Raw genomic sequence first — 3,226 nt, forward strand, 5'->3', positions numbered from 1 at the left:
CGATTATCAGTTGTGGTAGATAGCTATCCTTGTAATTTTTATTAAATTTTAAGCATAAAAAAAGCCCCAAACATAATGTTTGGGGCTTTTTGGAATGCTTAAACGAATGGTGGCTCGAGGCAGGTTCGAACTGCCGACACACGGATTTTCAATCCGTTGCTCTACCGACTGAGCTATCGAGCCGTCTTCGTTGAGGCGCTATTAAACTAAATATAGGCGTTACTGTCAAGTGGTTTTTGCATAATAAGTGAGAAAAGCCTATAAATAATCGAATATAAGCCAAAACTAAGCTTTTAACCTCGTATTTAATCCTTAACGCGCAGGAGCTCATACTCGCTCATAATACGGTGAATATCGGCATCGACTGGCACGAACTCGCGCACGCCTTTTTTCACTTCGGCATCATAGACCAGTTTGATAAATTTCGCATCGATAGCGCGCCCACGATTTTGGCTATGAACAGTAAGATATTGCAAGCGCTTGGCATCGGTTTGCCCATCATCAAAGCAAGCAACCGCGGCGATAGGCTTATCATTAAACATGCCGACATACAAAGTCTGACCACGCTTAAAGCCTTGCTCAATAATATTTAGTACCTCGAGACCACTTGGCTGATTGTCATCGCTGTCATATAAGGCATGCAGACGCTCTGATAACTCGTTCTCGCGGGCAGGGTTTTTAATCAGGGGCGCATCTAAGCTATTGATGGCGATCGCTTCTAAAGGCATAATCGGTTCCTATAAGTGTTTAGCGCGTCGTAGCATCGAATGTAGCGTTGAAGGGTCAGCGCGGGTGATGATTGATAATACTGAACGCACTATTTTAGCAGAATAGGGCGATTTTGTGCGTGGATTACTGCTTGGTCGTGGCAGTAAATGCTAGGGTTTGCTATGATGAAGATAGACAAGGGTTTATACGCCAAAAACCTAATATTTATACCTTTCTGAATAAGTTTTTTAAGCAAATATTGAACCTATTTTTAGCTTAATCTTCTATGTTTTTATTCATTGTTTTAAACGCTAGTAAGAATGCTTTGGGCGCTTTTTCGCCCTATTTTATTGACCGCTTTTCATTTATAGAGAGTAGCCATGACAGCCAATTCTACCGAACAAAATCAAAATTCTGCTCAAAATCTTTTTGGTCATGCCGCACGTACGGCGACCGTTACGCGTAATACTGCTGAAACCCAAGTCACTTGTACGGTAAACCTTGATGGTACCGGTCAAGGCACTGTCGATACTGGCGTGCCGTTTCTAGACCATATGATTGACCAAATTAAGCGTCATGGTTTGTTTGATTTAGATATCAAATGTACCGGCGACACCTTTATCGATGATCACCACAGTGTTGAAGATACGGGCATCACGCTTGGACAAGCGTTCAATAAAGCATTGGGTGATAAAAAAGGCATCCGTCGCTATGGGCATTTTTATGCGCCACTCGATGAGTCACTAACGCGCGCGGTGGTTGATTTGTCTGGTCGTCCAGGACTTCATATGGACATTCCTTTTACCCGCTCGCATGTTGGTAACTTCGATGTCGATTTGTTTAGTGAATTTTTCTACGGCTTCGTCAATCACTCATGGATGACGGTGCATTTGGATAATCTTAAAGGTAAAAACAGCCATCACCAAATAGAATCTACCTTTAAAGCGTTTGCTCGTGCGCTACGTATGGCTTGCGAATATGATGAGCGTGCGCTGAATACTTTGCCATCGACCAAAGAGGCTTTTTAGATGAGTCGAACCACAAAGATTGCACTATTAGATTATGGCATGGGTAATTTGCACTCGGCCAGCAAGGCGTTAGCAGCGGTCGGCGCAGAGGTTTCTATTACCAATGACCCAAAAGTGGTCGCGGCGGCTGATAAAATTTTCTTCCCAGGTGTCGGTGCAATGCGCGATTGTATCGCTGGCATGCATGAGGCAGGGATTGATGAGGTCATACGTCAAGCAGTATTTAATAAGCCTGTTATGGCCATCTGTGTTGGCATGCAGGCGTTGTTCGAGCAGTCCGCTGAGAATGGTGGTACAACATGCTTGGGCATCCTAGATGGCAGCGTGGAAGCGTTTGACCCGACGTGGAAAGATGAGCAAGGGGTAACCATTAAAGTGCCGCACATGGGCTGGAATACCATCAGTGGCATGGATTTTGACCATCCATTGTGGAATGGTATCGAAGACAATGCGCACTTTTACTTTGTACATAGTTATTACTGCGCGCCAGCAGATAAATCGCAAGTGGCGGCCGTTTGTGATTATAGTCAGCCGTTTTGTGCCAGTATTCTGCAAGACAATTTATTTGCGACCCAGTTTCATCCAGAAAAAAGCCACACCGCGGGCTTACAGCTGTTAAAGAACTTCGTCGATTGGGATATTTAACAACTATACTTTAAATATTTCTTCAATAATAAGGTAGATTAGCAAATGCTTAATCTACCTTTTTTATTCTCAATGTATAATTGGCTGTTTTTCATTTATACTCAGTTACTTTTTACCTCTTTTACGCGGAATAAAATCGTGGACTTTTATCTCTTTAAAAACGGTGTCGTTGATGCTACTGGCTTAGACAAAGACGCCTTACATATGTATGTGGGCATGGGCGTCTACCTATTAAGTTTACTTTTGCTGCGTCCAATTTTTAAAAAATACAGCGTTAGAGCCTTTGTCGCTTTGATTTTGGTGACCGCTATTGCTCTATTGGGTGAATATTTGGACAATCGCCAGACGCTTACCGAACTTGGTCTGGCAGGGTTAAAAGCGGCAGAAATCAAAGCCAGTATCCATGATATTATTAATACCTGTCTGCTTTCTTACATAATCTACGGCCTTACCGTATGGACAAAGACATTTCAGTCAATCAATACTGTCAAACCTATGATTAAACGACAGAAAAAAACGGACTATCGCTAAGTCCGTTTTTTATTGTTTATAAGGTCATTGCTTTGCGCTTTTTACTCTGATACTTTTTTAAAACGCCAAATTTAAGCAACTCATCGTTTACAAAGCTTACGAAAGTCAAAAAACTCTGGTCTATTTAATGCGTTATGAGTTTGCTACCTTACAATCAGAAAGGTAGCGACAGGCAATTATTCTATCTTTTCTAACTATCAATCCAATATAAGCAATAATAAAATAGGAAAAGTTATGAATATCTCAGACCTTAATATTGACGACATAGTAGACAAGGCCAAAGACACCTTAGGATTAGAGCCGCAAGAAGCCGA

The 3,226-nt window shown here is 42.0% G+C and carries 4 protein-coding genes and 1 tRNA gene; 3 read left to right on the forward strand and 2 right to left on the reverse strand.

What is annotated here, in order from left to right; all coding sequences use genetic code 11:
• Positions 1 to 107: 107 nt before the first annotated feature.
• A tRNA-Phe gene (locus V7D75_RS14065) sits at positions 108 to 183 on the reverse strand.
• A gap of 122 nt (positions 184 to 305) precedes the next feature.
• Positions 306 to 728, reverse strand: a complete 423-nt coding sequence (locus V7D75_RS14070; RefSeq protein ID WP_296191400.1) for a hypothetical protein — start codon at positions 726 to 728, stop codon at positions 306 to 308.
• 360 nt (positions 729 to 1,088) lie between these two features.
• On the opposite strand from V7D75_RS14070, the gene hisB reads away from it, so the two are divergent.
• The 3 genes from hisB (at position 1,089) to V7D75_RS14085 (ending at position 2,912) form a co-directional block, all read left to right on the forward strand.
• Positions 1,089 to 1,736 carry an imidazoleglycerol-phosphate dehydratase HisB gene (gene hisB, locus V7D75_RS14075; protein WP_068404355.1) on the forward strand — a complete coding sequence of 216 codons (648 nt, stop codon included), beginning with the start codon at positions 1,089 to 1,091 and terminating at the stop codon, positions 1,734 to 1,736.
• Positions 1,737 to 2,381, forward strand: a complete 645-nt coding sequence (hisH, locus tag V7D75_RS14080; protein ID WP_333615064.1) for an imidazole glycerol phosphate synthase subunit HisH — start codon at positions 1,737 to 1,739, stop codon at positions 2,379 to 2,381.
• A gap of 138 nt (positions 2,382 to 2,519) precedes the next feature.
• Positions 2,520 to 2,912, forward strand: coding sequence for a hypothetical protein (locus V7D75_RS14085; RefSeq protein ID WP_333615065.1), 393 nt, complete (start codon positions 2,520 to 2,522; stop codon positions 2,910 to 2,912).
• Positions 2,913 to 3,226 lie beyond the last annotated feature (314 nt).

It is taken from the genome of Psychrobacter sp., assembly GCF_036731945.1.
Lineage (GTDB): Bacteria > Pseudomonadota > Gammaproteobacteria > Pseudomonadales > Moraxellaceae > Psychrobacter.

What these genes read in the sequence shown, in the direction of transcription:
- hisB (WP_068404355.1), top strand. Translation starts at nt 1,089, where the DNA reads ATGACAGCCAATTCTACCGAACAAAATCAAAATTCTGCTCAAAATCTT.
- hisH (WP_333615064.1), top strand. Translation starts at nt 1,737, where the DNA reads ATGAGTCGAACCACAAAGATTGCACTATTAGATTATGGCATGGGTAAT.
- V7D75_RS14070 (WP_296191400.1), bottom strand. Translation starts at nt 728, where the DNA reads ATGCCTTTAGAAGCGATCGCCATCAATAGCTTAGATGCGCCCCTGATT.